This window comes from Flavobacterium sp. (genome assembly GCF_046317795.1).
Classification (GTDB): domain Bacteria; phylum Bacteroidota; class Bacteroidia; order Flavobacteriales; family Flavobacteriaceae; genus Flavobacterium.
Map to the genome: position 1 here is coordinate 25237 of NZ_JBKCVI010000011.1, position 18240 is coordinate 43476.

The window sequence follows — 18240 nt, forward strand, 5'->3', positions numbered from 1 at the left end:
CCCTAATTTTAGTAATTGGTATCCAATTTTTAAATTGAGTAAAATCTCATAATAACATTGTAACAATATAAAATTAATACGATTATTGCTTTGAATAATAAAGTAATATCAATATATTTCAAATGAGTGAAATCAAAATAAATTTTGTTGATTTTTGGACAGGTTTCGATAAATCAAATAATTATTTTTTTAATTTATTGAGTAAGAAATATACGATCATTATAGATGAAAATCCAGATTTATTGTTTTACTCTTGTTTTGGAGAAGACTATTTAAAGTATAATTGTACCAGAATATTTTACACTGGTGAAAATATAAAACCCGATTACTTGGGTTGTGATTTTGCTTTTTCTTTCCAATATGATTATCATAAAAAACATTTTAGATTGCCATTATACTCTTTGTATATTGACCACCACAACATGCTAAATTCTCTACAAACCATAGAAAATAAAGCAAAAGCTGTTGAAATATGGAAAAATAAATCTAAATTTTGTTGCATGGTGGTTTCAAACCCAAATTGCCCTGAAAGAATTGCTTTTTTCCATACTCTTAATAAAGTTAAACAAGTTGACTCTGGTGGATCAGTTTTGAATAATGTGGGTGGAAGAGTAGCTAATAAAATTGATTTTATAAAAGATTATAAATTTGTAATTTCTTTTGAAAATAGCTCAAATGATGGCTATACTACCGAAAAAATATTAGAACCTATTTCAACAAATTGTATACCTATTTATTGGGGAAATAAATTAGTTGATAAAGATTTTAATGAAAAGCGATTCATTGATTATAATAAATTTAATACTGAAAAAGAATTAATTGATACAATTTTAGAGATTGATCAAAATGATACTATTGCTATCGAAATGTTGATGCAACCAACCTTTAATGAAAATAAAATATCTCATGAGGAAGAACATCAAATAGTGTTAAATATATTAACTGAATTTATAGAAAATCCAAAAAAACCAATTGCACAACAATTTTGGTCAAAGATTTACATCATCAAATTAAGACTATTGAAAATAAAAAAAAGTTTATTAAACAAAATCCGTTGGGTGTAATTAGTTTTTGATGATAATTTTTCGTCAGTTCGAGTGATTTTCGATAGAAAATCGTCCTTCGATTTCACTCAGGATGACAGAACAAGAAAAATTTCATTAAAAACGGTTCTCGATTAGCTTCGCTCATTTCGGCTACTGCCTCTAGTCATTTTTTGTTCCTCTAGTCCCAAAAGACGAGATGCACAAAAAACACTCCTTTAGATTTGTTTTAATAAATTTAGGTAAATTTAGAAAAGAGAAAAGTGTTTAAGTAAACTAAGAATCACTCCGAGTAAAACTCATAGTTCGATTAAGACTTAAACACTTTTATCATCGAACTGACGTTTTTAATAATTACCCCCAACGGGTTAAACAAAGTTTTTTTTAAAAGATTAAAAAGATAAAGTATTAATTTAAAAATCTTTTTTTTCTAACTTAAATGAAACTATTTATGGATTTTTAAATTTATTTGTGCACTGCTAACTTATAACAATAATTAGTTTTTTTTTAATGAACATAAAACAAATGCTAGCTATCGTAATTCCTTATTACAAACTCACTTTTTTTGAAGAGACATTACAATCATTAGCTGCTCAAACTGATAAAAGAGTTACAGTATATATAGGAGACGATGCAAGTCCTGAAAACCCTTCAATGCTATTAGATAAATTCAAAAATGAATTTGAATTTGTGTATCACCGCTTTGAAAATAATATGGGAGGAACAAATTTGGTTAAACAGTGGGAACGTTGTATTGCAATGACTAATAACGAACAGTGGATAATGATTTTAGGCGATGATGATTATTTGACTGATAATGTTGTAGAACAATTTTATATTCACTACTCAATTTTCAATACTAAAACTAATCTTATTAGATTTGCTTCTCGAACCATTGTCCAAAAACAAAATTACAAAGCCGCAATTTCATATCATCCAGTATGGGAAAACGCTACTGATGCCTATTATAGAAAGTTTCAAAAATTGACCAGAAGTTCACTTTCTGAATACGTTTTTTTGAAAGCATCTTATGAAAGACATCATTTTTATAACTATCCACTTGCTTGGAATAGTGATGATAGAGCTTGGTTAGATTTTTCAGAACAAAAACCCATTTATTCAATTAATGACAGTGTCGTTTGTGTGCGATTGTCTGATTTAAATATTACGGGGAGAAAAGATAATCTTGCATTAAAAAGTCAATCGCTTATTGAGTTTTACACTTTTTTGATCACAAAAAAGTCAACATATTATACCAAACAGCAACGCATCAAAATTTTACGAAAATACCAATCGGAGCTAAAAAATCTAAAATCTTTCGATTTCAACAAAGGATTATTTCTCTTGTGGCATTTTACAATTAATATGAACATTGGTTCAATAAAGAAATTCATGAGATTGAAAGTAAAATAGTTTTATTTATCAAAAATGGAAAACACTAATAATCCTAAAGTATCCATAATTATGGCGACCTATAATAGGTCGCATTTTATAGTTGAAACCTTAGTGTCTATACAAAATCAGACTTTCATAGATTGGGAATGTATTATTATTGATGATGGAGGAACCGATAATACAAAGGAAGTTATTAAGCCCATTATTGATGAAGATAAACGATTTGTATATTTAAATAGAGACAATAAATACCTAAAAGGATTACCAGGTTGTAGAAATAATGGACTTGATTTAGCCAAAGGTGATTATATTATCTTTTTTGATGATGATGATATTCCGCATCCTCAAAATTTAGAATTATGTGTTCAAGAACTTAATGATTCATCCATTTCTTTTTGTAGGTATATAAGAAATGTGTTTTTTGGAGACTTTAACTATCAATTTGATTATTCAAAAAACTATACTTCTTTTTTTATTGATAAGACTGATATTGAACAAATGATAAATAATGAACTTCCTTTTAATTCTTGTGCAGTGATGTGGAAATCAGCCTGTTTTGAAAAAAATAAATTTATTGAAACATTAATGTATGCTGAAGAGTGGGAATTGTATTCAAGAATTGTTTCCTCAGGATTTAAGGGTGTTTCTATTGATAAATGTTTATTTTACGGAAGAAAACATGAAAATTCTAATACGGGAGAATTTTATAATAATGACCCAATTCGAAGAGAATCCTATGTTAGTGCGATTCTACTAGTTGTCAAAAATTTAAAAGAAAAGCAGTTATTGACCTATTCTATAAAACGTTATTTTATTGCAAGTTCAATTAATTTTAACGAATATGCTTTATTTGAAAAAATTTTAACTATTCTTGAACTTTCTAAATTGGAACATTACAAGTGGCAGTTTTTTTATCTTGTTTTGCCTGTTAGGTTACGTTTGTATAGGTTTAGAAAATCTTTTAAATAAATCAAATGAAATTTTTAATAATTGAGCAAGATCTTAAAGTTTCTGGGACCAGTCAAGGTATAATTTCAAGATCTTTTTTGTCAAAATTGCGAGAGGCATATGCTAATGCAATTATTGATGTTGTCTACCTTAAGCAGAATGAAAGCGATGATCAATTGCATTTATTACCTGTTAATTCTATAAAAACGCACATTCTAAATTTAAATGTACCTTTTTTTACCAAACTAATCAACAGATTTTATTGGAGATTATCTGGAGTTTCTTTGGTTGTAGAATATATCAACAACGTTTATCGTTCTTACATCAGCAAGATTGAATATGCGAGTTATGACCATATTTTTATTAGGAGTGCAGGTTTAGCTCACGAAACTATTTTAGGTACAAAGGATTTACCAATACTCAAAAAAGCTATAGTTAATTTTCACGATCCCTATCCATTATTTTGGTATGTTGGTTCTAATAAAGAGTTGACAAGACTTCAACTATTTCAAATGAAAACCATGTTTAAAGTAGTTGAACAATCAAAAACTTGTATGAGTTCTGCGCATCATATGTCAAATGATTTGGAATTTCTTTACGGAACAAGAAAAAAATTTTACACACTACCACATCAATATGCTGATGCGGTCTTTGATTTGGCCGATAATGCAGCTGTCTTGCCAAAAAATAAAAAAGTTACCATTTCCTATCATGGCGCTATTCAATTTGGCCGAAATATTGAAATTCTATTAGACGCCTATAAGGAATTGATAGAAAACAATATTTTATTTCAAGAAAACACCGAATTTGTGCTCCGTTTAAAATGGGGTGAACTACAAAAATTAGCTAAAAAATACGAAAGTATTTCGAATATAAAAGTGTTAGAAACTTTAAATTTTTCTAACTCCTGCTATGAGCAAAAGTATATTGCTGACATTAATATTATTTTAGAAAATGGTCCATTATATTGCAATATTTTAGTGGGGAAAGCACCTTTTTTAGCGGAAATTAAAAAACCTATACTTTCACTTTCCCCAGCCCGAAGTGAGTTGAGAAATATTATTACAGATGACAGGTTTATTGCCAACAGTAATGACAAACAAGAAATAAAAACAAAATTGGAAAATTTAATCATCGACAGATTGCATTCAAATGAACCCGTTTATCCATTTGGGGATTTTTTTAGTTTAGAAAATTTTAAAAAATCGCTAAATGAAATTTTAGCAAATTAAATCAAATAAAAGTTATTATCAATTTTCATTTTAGTTATTTTTACTACCATTTCAACTGATTTTTTGATGAACCAAAAACCCTATTTAATTGCCGAAATTGCCCAAGCTCATGATGGTAGTCTAGGAATACTTCATTCCTATATTGATGCTGTGGCGAAAACAGGCGTTCATGCTATTAAATTCCAAATGCACATAGCCGAAGCAGAAAGTAGCATCCACGAACCGTTTCGAGTGTCATTTTCCAGAGAAGATGCTACTCGTTATGACTATTGGAAGCGAATGGAATTTACTTTAGCTCAATGGGCAGGGATTAAGCAACATTGCGATGAGGTAAAACTAGATTTTATTTGTTCTCCTTTTAGTAATCTAGCTGTCGATTGGTTGGAAGAAATTGGTGTTCATACCTATAAAATTGGTTCTGGTGAAGTGAATAATTTTCTTTTATTAGAAAAAATTGCTCAAACAGGTAAACCAGTTATTATCTCTTCAGGAATGAGCAGTTTTGAAGAGTTAGATAAAACAGTTGAATTTTTGAAGCAAAGAAAAGTTGATTTTTCTATTTTACAATGCACCACAGCTTATCCAACAAAACCAGAACAATACGGATTTAATATCATTTCAGAATTAAAACAAAGATACAAAGTACCTGTTGGTTTTTCGGACCATTCCGCCAAAATAGCAACAGGAATTGCAGCAGTTGCTTTAGGCGCTGAAATTTTAGAATTCCATGTGGTTTTTCATCGTGATATGTTTGGTCCTGATGCTAAAGCATCTTTAACATTGGAAGAAACTAAGCTATTAGTAGAAGCGGTAAACGAAATTTATATTGCCAATTCTAATCCGATAGATAAGAATACTAATGAAAGTTTTGGAGAATTAAAAGCCATCTTTGAAAAATCATTAGCCATCAATAAAGATTTACCACAAGGGCATCTTATTACCTTTGATGATTTAGAAAGTAAAAAACCAAAGGGATATGGAATTTCCGCCACCGATTTTGAAAAAGTCATTGGGCGCACATTGAAAAACCCTAAGTCCCAATGGGATTTTTTGAATGAAGAAGATTTAGTATGAGTGCCAAAAGAAAAATAGCTGTTGTCATCACAGCAAGACCATCTTATAGTCGCGTTAAAACTGTTTTATCGGCTATTAAAAAACATCCTCAATTGGAGTTGCAATTGATTGTGGCTGCATCTGCCTTGCTCGATAGATATGGAAGTGCTGTGAATTTTATTGAAAAAGACGGTTTTGAAATTGCTGCCAAAGTTTTTAACGTATTGGAAGGGGAAAATCTCACTGCTGCTGCCAAAACAACAGGCATTGGTATTCTGGAATTGTCAACTGTTTTTGATAACCTTCGCCCAGATATTGTAGTAACAGTAGCCGATCGATTTGAAACTATGGCCACTGCCATTTCTGCTTCTTATATGAATATTCCGTTGGCACACATTCAAGGTGGAGAAGTAACAGGAAACATAGATGAAAAGGTGAGACATGCTATAACCAAACTGGCAGACTATCATTTTGTTGCTTCTGAAAATGCCAAACAAAGGGTCATTCAACTAGGAGAAAATCCAGCAATGGTTTTCAATACTGGTTGCCCTTCCATAGATATTGCACAAGAAGTTGCTAAAAATAGTAAATTGACTTTCAATCCTTATGAAAAATATGGCGGAGTAGGTTCACAACCCAATTTGAATAATGGCTACATCGTTGTGATGCAACATCCTGTAACTAATGAATACCAAGATTCCCGTAAACATATTGAGGCAACACTTCGGGCTATCCAAAAAATTAACAAACCAACCTTATGGTTTTGGCCCAATGTTGATGCTGGTGCTGACGGAACTTCTACTGGAATTCGTTCTTACCGAGAAAAGTATACCCTAGAAAATGTCCATTTTTTCAAAAATATGGAAGGAGAAGATTTTTTAAATCTTTTACATAATTCCCGATGTTTGATAGGTAATTCAAGTGTCGGTATAAGAGAATGTACTTATCTTGGCGTTCCCACTGTTAATATAGGTTCACGTCAAAATCGTCGAGATAGAGGCACAAATGTCGTCGATGTTGGCTACGACGAAAATGAAATTGTTGCTGCTGTCGAATCTTTATTGAAAACTGAAAATAGAGCTACTTCCAATGTTTATGGTGGTGGAAATGCGGGCGAACATATTGCAGCCTTACTAATAGAATTGCCTTTACAGTTTCATAAAACGATAACGTATTAATGAGGATTTTAGGATTAATACCAGCACGTGGTGGTTCCAAAGGTGTTCCCAAAAAAAACATCAAACTTCTTGGTAAAAAACCTTTGATAGAATATACTATTGATGGTGCCAAAAATTCAAAACTTATAAGTCAAATAGTTATTTCCACAGACGATCAAGAAATAGCTATTGCGGCCGAAATAGCTGGATGTAAGCCACCATTTATTCGTCCATACGAAATAGCTCAAGATAATTCAACTTCGCTTGAAGTAGTGCAACATGCTATTACTTTTTTTGAAAGTCAAAATATTTTTTTTGACGCCGTTTGCTTGTTACAACCCACAACCCCTTTTCGAGAAAAAGGTTTTATTGATCAAGCTATTGAAAAATTTATTACTTCTAAAGCGGATTGTTTAGTTAGTGTCTTACCCATTCCACATGAGTATAATCCACATTGGGCTTTTGAAGAATGTGAGAACGGATTATTGAAAATTGCTACAGGCGAGGAAACTATTATTCCGAGACGACAAGAATTGCCCAAAGCATTTCATCGCGATGGTGCTGTTTATATTTCGAAAACAACTGTGATTAAAAATGGTAGTTTTTATGGAAAATCCATCGCCTATATAGAAAGTAATCCAAAATTTTATGTGAATATTGACACCATGAAAGATTGGGAAGCCGCCGAAAAATTACTTACCCAAATCCAGTTTTAATATGTGTGGCATAGCTGGAATTATTGGAGATTATAAGGAAGCTAATTTAGATATTATGCTTTCAAGTCAACATCATCGTGGACCTGACTTTACTGGAAAATACAAAGATGAAGGGTTTGCTGTTTTAGGTCATAATCGTTTGGCTATTATAGATTTATCATCACAATCTAATCAACCTTTTAAAGATAATTCGGGTCGTTATATTTTGATTTTTAATGGTGAAATTTATAATTATCTAGAAATTAGAAAAACCTTACAATATCAATATGATTTCAAAACCGAATCGGATACTGAGGTTTTAATGGCAGCATTTATTGTTTATGGTGTAGCATGTTTGCATAAACTTAACGGTATGTTTGCTTTTGCTATATGGGACAATCAGACAAAAACACTTTTTGCAGCCCGAGATAGGTTTGGTGTTAAACCCTTTTATTATAGCATTAATAATAATTCTTTTTATTTTTCTTCTGAAATAAAAGCATTGCATGTTACTGGAATTGAAAAAAATCCCAATGAGAAAGTATGGGCTTCTTATTTTGCCTTTGGCACTTATGGAATGCCAGATGAAACCTTTTGGGAAGGTATTTCACAATTGCCTGGCGGACACTTTTTGGAGTTCAAACATCATCAAGTAATTATTCAAAAATGGTACTGCTTTGAAGACGAAGTTGCTAAACAACCTAAAAATTTGTCTTTTGAACAAGCTAAAAAACACTATATAGCTCTTTTAAAAGACAGTATTAATTTACGTTTCCGAGCTGATGTTCCTGTTGGTTTTACTATAAGTGGTGGCTTAGATAGTTCGGTTTTGTTGGCGATGGTCAATTTACAAATAACTAGTAAAAGCAATGAAAAGTGTGATAATGAAATTCAACAAGTTCAAAATGAAAATTCTATTGCTTTACAAGCGATAAAGGCCTATACTTTTTATACCAATAATTCGGACTATGACGAGTTACCATGGGTAGAAAAGATGCTTGTTACTACTCATAATCCATTAGAAAAAGTCTTATTACAAGCCAATGAAGTTCCCTATTTAGTAGAAAAAATGTCTTTACAACAAGACGAACCTTATGGTGGAATTCCTACCTTGGCATATGCTAAAATATTTGAACAAGCGCGTATTGACAAAGTTCTCGTTTTGCTTGATGGTCAAGGGATGGACGAACAGTGGGCGGGTTATGATTATTATACTCAAGAAAATGAAGCAATACTTCAAGGTGTAACTGGTTCTCCTTATAAAACAGCAATGCTTTCTAATTCATTTTTGGCAAAAGCAATTAAGCCAAATTATCCAAAACCCTTTGAAGATGAAGTTTTAAATAAACAATATCGTGATTTATTTTACACCAAGATACCAAGAGCTTTACGATTTAATGATCGTATTTCGATGTTGCATTCCACAGAGTTGCGTGAACCTTTTTTGGATTATCGTTTAGTAGAATTTGCTTTTTCATTACCACTAGATTTTAAAATTAGAAACGGACAAAGTAAATATATGCTGCGTGAAATCGCTTTGGAATACTTGACAAGTGATTTGGTTTTTGCACCAAAACGCGCCTTACAAACACCCCAACGCGAATGGCTTTCAGAGGATTTATCAGCTTGGGTAAGCCAATGTTTTGATGGTATTGAAATTTCAAGTTGTTCAGAATGGTTTTCTAGTAAAGAATTACAAAAGGAATTGCAACTTTATTTAAATGGCAATTGTCAATCTAGTTTTCACATTTGGCAATGTATAAGTTTATATGAGTTACTTAAGGTTAAAGTTTAGTCCATAGTAAATTAATTATTTGTATTAATGAACGAATTTGGGATATCGTTCATCATAAACAATCTATAGAAAGATGGTTTTTATACAGAAAAAAGTAATTAATTTGTTTCTAATTTTTTGTGTCAATATCGGCTATTATAAAAATAAAATTGGATGTATAAGTTGCGAAACATTAAAAAATGAATATGATAATATTTATTATTTGGGAGATGATAGTGAGTCTGGATTTAAAGAATTATTAGATGAAAATTATTATTTAGTTGCAAAGGGTTGGGAGAATTTAGAAGATTGAAAAAATAATGATGTTAATGAAGAATGGTGGGAGATGAATTGTAAATGGAATTTAAAAGAATACAAATAATGAAAAAAAATTATTTTTCACAATGCAGTCAAGATAAATTCTTGAATGAAGTTATTTTTAATAATAAAAAAGAGGGTTTTTTTATTGATATTGGTGCACATGACGGTATATCATATAGTAATTCATTATTTTTTGAAAGGTTTAATAATTGGAATGGAATATGTATTGAACCCAATCCGTCTGTTTTTTCAAAGTTAAATTCTTTTCGAAAATCAACAAACCTTAATGTTTGCATAGGAGCTTTTAACAAAACTATTAAGTTCACACAAATAGAAGGTTATGCCGAAATGTTGAGCGGAATTTCTGAAAGTTATGATGAACGTCATATTCAAAGAATAGAAAAAGATATTGCAAACAAAGGAGGAAAGCGTAATGAAATATTGGTAGAAATGATTACACTAAGCAGTATTGAAATGCTTAAAAATAAAAAAATTGATTTTATTTCAATAGATACTGAAGGTAATGAGTTTGATATAGTTTCTAGTTTCAATTTTAGTGAATTAGATGTAAATGCAGTTGTAATTGAAAACAATTATAACGATGAAAGAATAAAAAATTTTCTATTAAAACATAATTTTATATTGCTTTATAAATTAGAGTTAGATGATGTTTATATAAGCAATACTCAACTTACTTTGGGTATCAAGATTCGGTTAAAAATTTGGAAATTCAATACGTTTATTCATAGAGTATATAAAAAATTTTCTGCATCCTGACATAAATAGCATAGTTTTTAAATAGAAAAACTATAATAATGTGAATCAAGTTTCAATATTTGAATTTATATAACCAATTTTGTAAAGTTTAAATATTTCAGTTGTTTTTTTTTTATTTATAAATATTTTTTATGAATGAAGAAGTTTTTACAAATCGTAATTAAGATTTTATTAATATGACTATCACAAAACGTATCTCCATTGGAATTAATCATAAATTTCAATGGCGAAAAGCTTTTCAATAAATTTTAAATGACTATAATTTAGAGTTTTTGAAATATAGGGAATTGACTATTGGTATTAACAAAATCTTGTTTCATAATTCATCCTAATAAACTTTTATTTTCATCATAAATTCAAGATATTTGAAGTTTCAATTAAATAATTCATGCAGCACCAAAAAATATTTATTTTGCTTCCTGACGGCATCGGATTAAAGAATTTTGCTTTCACAAATTTCCATAAAATCGGATCAGAAAAAGGATTTGACATTACTTTTTGGAATGCAACACCATTTAATTTGGAAACTTTAGGTTTTAATGAAATAAAAATTGATAAACCTAAGACTCATCCATTAACAGATTTTTATAAAAAAGCTCAAATTCAAATTGAATTAAATTTAAATATTAAAAGAGCTAAAAATAAAATATACGATTCGTATCGATTTCCTTTTTCAAAAAGAAATCTAAAAGAAGTTATCAAAGTAGGAATTGTTTATTGGATTATATTTTGGAACAATTCTTCAAAAGGAATTAATAGAATTAAAAATAAAATTAAGTTGCACGAAAGGAAAACTAAATTATATTTTGATAGTTTGGCAACACTTCAAGAGGAAAAACCAACCGTTGTATTTTGTACCAATCAAAGAATTACTTCAGCGGTTTCCTCTATTCTTGCAGCACAAGATTTAGGAATTCCAACTGCAACATTTATTTTTTCTTGGGATAATTTACCAAAAGGAACTAAGATTATTGAAACCGATTTCTATTTTGTTTGGAGTGAACATATGAAAAAAGAACTTCAATATTATTATCCATATATAAATGAAAATCAAATTTTTATAACAGGAACACCACAATTTGAACCACATTTTGATGAGCAGTTTATAGTTTCTATGGAAACATTTTTCAAAGAATATTGTTTAGATTTATCTAAAAAATATATCTGTTTTTCAGGTGATGATGTTACTACTTCACCCAATGATCCTCAATATTTATTGGATGTTGCAAAAGCAGTTGAAAAACTAAATTTAAAAGGTGAAAATCTTGGTGTTATTTTCCGTCGTTGTCCTGTTGATTTCTCAAGTAGATATGATACTGTATTGGAAGAATACAAAGATATCATAGTCAGTATAAATCCAAAATGGAAAAATATTGGTGATACTTGGAATGCAATTTTGCCAACAAAAGAAGATTTGATACTTCAAATGAATACTATTTTTTATTCTGAATTTGTCATTAATTTAGGTTCTTCAATGGTTTTTGATTTTGTTTCCTTCAAGAAACCTTGTGCATTTATAAATTATGATGTTGTCAATAAAGAATTTCCAAATTGGTCTGTTAGAAAAATATATAATTTCGTTCATTTCAGATCAATGCCAACAAAAGACTCTGTAATTTGGTTAAATTCTCCAGAAGAGATTGAAAGTATAATAGAAAGTCTATTGAACTCTAATGAGACTAAAATTGTTCATGATGCTCAAAAATGGTTTGATATAATCAATCAACATCCACCAGAAAATGCTTCCGAAAGAATATGGAATGCTATTGATTCAATATTAAAGAAGTAGTAAGGTGAAAAATATACTTTTAGAAGATTTTAAAAGATATAACCTTTCTAAAATAAACCTTAGAACACTCTTCTTTGTCTTTATTTCTCATCCGATTCCTGGATTAAAGTTCATGACTATTTTTAGATTGGCCCAAAATTATAGAAGAAAAAATAGATTACTATTCTATTTTTTTTTCTATTGGTTAAGAAGGTTAAAAGTAAAATATGGTTTCGATATTTCTTATAGAACACAAATAGGAAAGGGTTTTTATATTGGTCATTTTGGTAATATAGTTATTCATGGAGATGCCATAATTGGAGAAAATTGTAACATTTCTCAAGGAATTACTATTGGAGTAAGCAATTATGGTGAAAAGAAAGGGGTTCCAACTATTGGTAATCGAGTTTTTATTGGTCCTAATGCTTGTGTTTTTGGTAATATTTCAATTGGTAATAATGTTACTATTGGTGCCAATGCTGTTGTTACAGATACTATTGCTGATGGAAAAACTGTGTTAACTTCAAAAATGATACTCTTAGATAAAGATTTGTCTTCTTATTACATTCACGAATATTCAAATTAAGATGAAAATTGCTTTTCTAACATCCGAATTTCCACACCCAAAAATGGGTTCGTCTGGAGGAATTGGAACCAGTATTTGCAATTTATCAAGAGGTTTAACCCAAGCTGGACATCAAGTCTTTGTTTTGGTTTATGGACAATCGGAAGATGCCATTTTTGTTGAAAATGATATTACTTATTATAGGATTAATAATATAAAAGTTAAAGGGTTTTCTAGGTTTCTATCACAAAAGAAGATTGAAAAAATTATTAATCTTTTGATAAAAAATAACAATCTTGACCTTGTTGAAGCACCAGATTGGACTGGAATAACCTCAAGAATTAAACCCAATTGTCCTGTTGTAATTAGACTAAATGGTTCTGATACTTATTTTTGTCACTTGGATAAAAGACCAGTAAAGTTTTTAAATAAGTTTCATGAACAAAGAGCATTGCAAAATGCAGATGCTTTACTTTCCGTGAGTCAATATACAGCTGAAGTTACTAAACAATTATTCTCACTAAATAGAAATTTTAAAATTATTCCAAATAGCATTGATACCGACAAATTTTCAAAGGATAATTCCCTTGCTGTTCAGGAAAACACGATTCTTTATTTTGGAACTTTGATTAGAAAAAAAGGATCATTGGAGTTACCATTGATTTTCAACGAAGTTTATAAACACAATAAGCAAGCAAAATTAATTTTGATAGGAAGAGATGCTTCTGATATATTGACTAAAAATGTTTCCACTTGGGAGATGATGCAACCTTTATTTGGCGTTGAAGCAATGCAAAATGTATCTTATTTAGGAAGCGTTTCCTATGATAAAATTAAGGAATATATATCTACTTCCACAGTTTGTGTTTTCCCTACATTTGCCGAAGCTTTGCCTGTTTCTTGGATAGAAGCGATGGCGATACAAAAAGCAATAGTGGCTTCTAATATTGGTTGGGCAACTGAGGTTATTGATGATACCGTTAATGGATTTTTAGTACATCCACAAGACCACGAAAACTATGCAAAAAAAATAATTCAGTTATTAGAAAATGAAGCTTTACGACATCAATTTGGTATTGAAGCCAGAAAAAAAGTAATGCAAAAATTTAGTATCGAAGTAGTTGCCAAACAAAGCGCTAATTTTTACAAAAAAATACTCCAATGAAAAAAGCAATTAAAAAGATAATAAGCAAATTAATCCCAAAAGGAAATACAAAAGAGCAAGTTAAATTGTTTTACTATAGTTTATTTAAGCCAAAAAATGTTGTATTTGAATTAGCAGTTAATAGTGGAGCAGTTGCATACAAAACAACCTTTAGTGGACTTTCATTATTTACAAATGAAGCTTTGTACCCAATAGTAGACGATTTTAATTATTATCAACATTTTTATAAAGTGAAGGTAGATGATGTTATAATTGATGCTGGAGCTAATTGTGGTCATTTATCTATTTTCTTTTCAAAACTAGTTGGCCCAATTGGAAAAATATTTGCTTTTGAACCCGATAAATTTAACATAGAGAGAATTACTAAAAATATAATCTTAAATCCTGATTTGCCCAATAATATTTTTATTGAAGAGGTATTGCTTTGGGATAAAAATGAATTAATTGATTTTTATGAAGCTGGCACTGTTGGTTCCTCAGCGGTATGGAAACCTGATAGTGAGCAGTGTGTAAAAAAGCAAGCTGTTACCATTGATAGTTGGGTTATCAATAAAAATATTAACAAACTAGATTTTATAAAAATGGATATTGAAGGTGCTGAAATAGAAGCACTTGATGGCTGTAGAGCAACAATTAAAACCTTGAAACCAAATTTTGCAATTGCTTCCTATCATGTTGTTAATGGAGAACAAACCTATATAAAAGTGGAGCAATTTTTTAATAATATGAATTATCCTTGTAAAACAATTCATTTTAGAGGAACAGAAATCATAACTTTTGCTGGATTAAATTTGAAATAAGCTCAACTATTTTTCATGATTATTTTATACCACAACCAATCAAAAATTACCGAAATTGTTTCAAGTGAAATTAATGATTTTCCTAATGAAATAGGTAAAAATGTTGTGACTGTTTTACTCGATTTTGCTGAAAAATTCCAAAACGAAATTTTGGTTTGGTGTCATGAAAACTACAAAGAAAATCTCAATATAAATGGTATCGATTCCTTCTTTCATCACAAGAAATTCCTTTTTACATTCAATCCTACATCAACAAATTATTTCAACAGAGAATTAGGTTATATAGAAGATTCTCCATTTGTAAAAGTGAATAAAGCTATTCGATATGGTACTTGGCAAATGAGTAGTCAAGTTGGAGCGATTCATTCCTCAATAATCAATGCTTGCCGAAAGGATTTGAAAAGTGAAACTAATTTTGATTATTTTTTAAATTCTTTTGCCAAAAGAGCTATGGCTATTGGACTTTTATGTTATTCTGAGCCAAAGCTTTTATTAAAAATAATACAGATTAGTCATTACAAAAACACGAATCTTTTTGAACTTTTTAGGTTTACAAAACAGCATTATAAGACACGTTGGATTTTTCTGTTATTCTTCAACTTATTTCTATTTGAAAAACGATTTCCATTATTTCCGTTTTTATTTTCCATTTTTTATAAAAAGAGAACTATAAATCCAGATAAATTAAATCAAATTGAAATAAATTCTACTAAAAAAATAATTGAAAAAGGAACTATTGATGTTTTAATTCCCACTATTGGTAGAAAAGAGTATTTGTTAGATGTACTTCAAAATTTAGCATCACAAACATATTTACCTACAACTGTAATTATTATAGAACAAAATCCTAATGAGAATAGCAGTTCCGAATTGGATTATATTGAAAATACAACTTGGCCTTTTCAAATTAAGCATCATTTTACTCAACAAGCAGGAGTTTGCAATGCTAGAAATATTGGTTTGAATTTCATCGAAAGTGAGTTTTGTTTTTTGGCCGATGACGATATTACTTTTAATAATGATTTACTAGAAAAAGTGATGCAAAATTTTCAATCAACTGGCAATGAAGTTCTGCTTGTTTCTTGTCATTTGAAAACGCAAAGTATTATTCAACAACAGCCAAAACAATTTCCTATATTTGGTGGAGGACATGCTTTTGTAAAATCTTCTTGTTTAAAAGGTTTAAAATTCGACATGGCTTATGAATTCGGTTTTGGAGAAGATGGTGACTTTGGAATGCAATTATTGAATAAAGGATATGATATTCTCTTCATTTCAACTTTTGAAATCATTCATTTAAAAGCGCCTATAGGTGGTTTTAGAACCAAACCTTTTTTAAAATGGAGTAATGAGCAAATAACACCAAAACCTTCACCAACTGTAATGTTATACAAATTAAAACATGACACAAAAGAGCAATTATCTCTATATAAAGTAACTTTATTTTTGAAAAATATAAATGGTAATTTTTTGAAAAATCCATACCATTATATTGCTGTTTTCAAATCGAAATGGAACAAAAGCGTTTTTTGGGCAAACAAATTATACAATGAGTAAAATTAATTTCACGCTTATAGTTTGTACTTATATGCGACCAATTCCTTTATTAAATTTATTGAATTCAGTAAAGGAACAAACACTTTATCCTAATGAAATTTTAATTATTGATGGCTCCACAAATGATGAAACGAGAGCAATTATTGCTCAAAATTCATTTCAAAATTTAACTTATTTTCAGGTTTCAGAAGTTGATAGAGGATTGACAAAGCAACGAAATTTTGGTATTTCTAAAATCTCGAATGATTCCGAAGTAATTTGTTTTTTAGATGATGATACTATTTTGGAAACTCTTTATTTTAAGGAATTAATTACTACTTATTCTATTTTTCCTGATGCCGTGGGCGTTGGCGGTTACATTACTAATGAAGTAGAATGGGAAAAAGTTGAAGAAAATTATGTTCCAAAAAAAGATGAGTTTTATTTTGATGGCTGGAAAAGAAAGGAAAGTAAACGCTTTATAATCAGGAAGAAGTTAGGATTGGATAGCAATAAACCACCAGGATTTATGCCCGAATTTTCAAATGGTAGAGGTGTTGGTTATCTGCCACCATCAGCAAAAATTTATCAGGTTGAACATTTTAAAGGAGGTGTAGCTTCTTACAGAAAAGAGATTTTCGGCCGCTTTCAATTTTCATCATATTTTGAGGGTTATGGTCTATATGAAGATGCCGATTTTACTTTAAGGATTTCCAAAACTGGAAATCTTTATTTGAATTCCAATGCACGATTAGCTCACTATCACAATGTTTCAGGAAGACCAGATAAATTTAAATACGGAAAAATGGTAGTTAGAAATGGCTGGTATGTTTGGCGGGTCAATTTTCCAAATCCATCATTAAAAGCAAGAGTAAAATGGAACCTTATTACATTAATATTATCTTTTATTTTGTTAAGTAATGTTTTGACAAAACCAAAAAAGCGTGAAACAACTAATGAGTTTGCAGGAAGGATAATGGCTTGGTTTTCATTATTATTTAAGGAAAAATGAATTTTACTTTAATCATTTGTACCTATATGAGACCAGTTCCCTTACTGAATTTATTGAATTCAGTGAAGCAACAAACACTTTATCCTAATGAAATTTTGATTATTGATGGTTCCACAAATGATGACACTAAAAAAATTTTTGAAACTGAGTTGTTTAGGAATTTAACTTACTTTCATGTTGATAAAGAAAATAGAGGTTTAACAAGGCAAAGGAATTTCGGAATTTCGAGAATTTCAGCAAGTTCAGATGTACTTTGTTTCTTGGATGATGACACGGTGTTAACGCCCAATTATTTTGAAGAAATCCTAAATGTGTTTAAAAGTGATTTGAATATTGTAGGCGCTGCCGGAATTGAAATAAACGAAAATAAATGGATTAAAAAAAATCCAAATAAATACTATAATAAAATAAAATATTATGAGTTTGAAGATTATGTTTATCCAGAAGGAATTAGAAATAGAGTCCGAAATATTTTAGGATTACAATCCAATTTAGGTTCTGGCAAAATGCCTGAATTTTCAAACGGAAGAAATTGTGGGTTTCCCTTAACTGGCAAAACTTATGAAGTAGATTTATTAATGGGTCTTTCATTTAGTTTTAAAAGAATCGTTTTTGACAATATAAAATTCTCTACCTATTTTGAAGGATACGGACTGTATGAAGATGCCGATTTTAGTATAAGAGCTCAGCAATTTGGTAAAAACGTCATCACAACCAAAGCAAAACTATCACATTATCATGACCCATCAGGTAGGCCAAATAAATATAAATATGGTAAAATGGTTGTTCGAAACGGATGGTATGTTTGGAGAGTAAAATATCCAAAGCCATCATTTTCCGCCAAATTGAAATGGAATATTATCATATTATTATTATCATTCATCCGATTTAGCAATATATTTACCACAAGTAAACGACAAGAAGCTTTTACAGAAACTATGGGGAGAACTGTTGGCTGGTTGAGTTTGTTCTTTAGTAAACCAAAAATAGAGACTTAAC

Annotated in this window: 17 protein-coding genes; all 17 read left to right on the forward strand. The window is 29.9% G+C overall.

What is annotated here, in order from left to right; all coding sequences use genetic code 11:
* The first annotated feature begins 122 nt into the window (after positions 1–122).
* Positions 123–1064: a glycosyltransferase family 10 domain-containing protein gene (locus tag ACK5ON_RS00585; protein WP_409818896.1), complete on the forward strand. Its 942-nt coding sequence runs from the start codon at positions 123–125 to the stop codon at positions 1062–1064.
* Between the two features lie 504 nt (positions 1065–1568).
* A complete protein-coding gene (locus ACK5ON_RS00590) occupies positions 1569–2456 on the forward strand; it encodes a glycosyltransferase (protein WP_409818898.1) in 888 nt (295 codons plus the stop codon).
* 15 nt (positions 2457–2471) lie between these two features.
* Positions 2472–3407, forward strand: coding sequence for a glycosyltransferase family 2 protein (locus tag ACK5ON_RS00595; RefSeq protein WP_409818900.1), 936 nt, complete (start codon positions 2472–2474; stop codon positions 3405–3407).
* A 5-nt stretch (positions 3408–3412) separates the two neighbouring features.
* Positions 3413–4618, forward strand: coding sequence for a hypothetical protein (locus ACK5ON_RS00600; protein ID WP_409818902.1), 1206 nt, complete (start codon positions 3413–3415; stop codon positions 4616–4618).
* A gap of 66 nt (positions 4619–4684) precedes the next feature.
* Entirely contained in the window at positions 4685–5692 is a 1008-nt protein-coding gene (locus tag ACK5ON_RS00605; protein WP_409818904.1) for an N-acetylneuraminate synthase family protein, read from the forward strand.
* A complete protein-coding gene (gene neuC / locus ACK5ON_RS00610; RefSeq protein WP_409818906.1) occupies positions 5689–6849 on the forward strand; it encodes a UDP-N-acetylglucosamine 2-epimerase in 1161 nt (386 codons plus the stop codon). Before ACK5ON_RS00605 ends, neuC begins: the two co-directional genes overlap by 4 nt.
* Positions 6849–7544 carry a cytidylyltransferase domain-containing protein gene (locus ACK5ON_RS00615; RefSeq protein ID WP_409818909.1) on the forward strand — a complete coding sequence of 232 codons (696 nt, stop codon included), beginning with the start codon at positions 6849–6851 and terminating at the stop codon, positions 7542–7544. Before neuC ends, ACK5ON_RS00615 begins: the two co-directional genes overlap by 1 nt.
* A 1-nt stretch (position 7545) precedes the next feature.
* Complete coding sequence (asnB, locus tag ACK5ON_RS00620) at positions 7546–9318, forward strand: asparagine synthase (glutamine-hydrolyzing) (RefSeq protein ID WP_409818912.1); 1773 nt, start codon at positions 7546–7548, stop codon at positions 9316–9318.
* Positions 9319–9391: 73 nt separating this feature from the next.
* Entirely contained in the window at positions 9392–9610 is a 219-nt protein-coding gene (locus ACK5ON_RS00625) for a hypothetical protein (RefSeq protein WP_409818915.1), read from the forward strand.
* A gap of 68 nt (positions 9611–9678) precedes the next feature.
* Positions 9679–10395 carry an FkbM family methyltransferase gene (locus tag ACK5ON_RS00630; protein WP_409818917.1) on the forward strand — a complete coding sequence of 239 codons (717 nt, stop codon included), beginning with the start codon at positions 9679–9681 and terminating at the stop codon, positions 10393–10395.
* Between the two features lie 388 nt (positions 10396–10783).
* A complete protein-coding gene (locus tag ACK5ON_RS00635; protein WP_409818920.1) occupies positions 10784–12184 on the forward strand; it encodes a UDP-glycosyltransferase in 1401 nt (466 codons plus the stop codon).
* A gap of 4 nt (positions 12185–12188) precedes the next feature.
* A complete protein-coding gene (locus ACK5ON_RS00640) occupies positions 12189–12749 on the forward strand; it encodes a serine O-acetyltransferase (RefSeq protein ID WP_409818922.1) in 561 nt (186 codons plus the stop codon).
* 1 nt (position 12750) lies between these two features.
* The gene (locus ACK5ON_RS00645; RefSeq protein WP_409818924.1) at positions 12751–13893 is read left to right on the forward strand and encodes a glycosyltransferase family 4 protein; all 1143 of its coding nucleotides are present in this window, start codon (positions 12751–12753) and stop codon (positions 13891–13893) included.
* Entirely contained in the window at positions 13890–14693 is an 804-nt protein-coding gene (locus ACK5ON_RS00650; protein ID WP_409818926.1) for an FkbM family methyltransferase, read from the forward strand. The genes ACK5ON_RS00645 and ACK5ON_RS00650 overlap by 4 nt, the downstream gene beginning before the upstream one ends.
* A gap of 15 nt (positions 14694–14708) precedes the next feature.
* Complete coding sequence (locus ACK5ON_RS00655) at positions 14709–16250, forward strand: glycosyltransferase family 2 protein (RefSeq protein ID WP_409818929.1); 1542 nt, start codon at positions 14709–14711, stop codon at positions 16248–16250.
* On the forward strand, positions 16243–17241 hold the full coding sequence (locus ACK5ON_RS00660) for a glycosyltransferase family 2 protein (RefSeq protein WP_409818932.1): 999 nt from the start codon (positions 16243–16245) through the stop codon (positions 17239–17241). The genes ACK5ON_RS00655 and ACK5ON_RS00660 overlap by 8 nt, the downstream gene beginning before the upstream one ends.
* Positions 17238–18239, forward strand: a complete 1002-nt coding sequence (locus ACK5ON_RS00665) for a glycosyltransferase family 2 protein (protein WP_409818935.1) — start codon at positions 17238–17240, stop codon at positions 18237–18239. Before ACK5ON_RS00660 ends, ACK5ON_RS00665 begins: the two co-directional genes overlap by 4 nt.
* Position 18240: the final 1 nt, after the last annotated feature.